Source organism: Streptomyces sp. NRRL S-31, assembly GCF_000718775.1.
Lineage (GTDB): Bacteria > Actinomycetota > Actinomycetes > Streptomycetales > Streptomycetaceae > Streptomyces.
Window position 1 is genome coordinate 1 of the sequence record NZ_JOCB01000297.1, and the last position, 261, is coordinate 261.

The following is a 261-nucleotide window of genomic DNA, read 5'->3' on the forward strand; positions in this document are numbered from 1 at the left end:
CGCACCAAACAACTCACCGTCTCCCACGCCTTCCACTCCCCCCTCATGGACCCCATGCTCGAGGACTTCCGCACCACCCTCGACACCCTCACCTTCCACACCCCCACCATCCCCCTCGTCTCCACCCTCACCGGCACCCACGCCGACCACGACATCCTCACCCCCGACTACTGGGTCGACCACGCCCGCCAGGCCGTCCGCTTCGCCGACGCCATCCACACCCTCCACCGTGGCGGCACCACCACCTACCTCGAACTCGGC

Annotated in this window: 1 protein-coding gene; it reads left to right on the forward strand. The window is 68.2% G+C overall.

All coding sequences use genetic code 11. The features are described from left to right. Positions 1–261, forward strand: a 261-nt coding sequence (locus IF37_RS40530) for an acyltransferase domain-containing protein (protein WP_037858559.1), incomplete at both ends; no start/stop codon positions are given.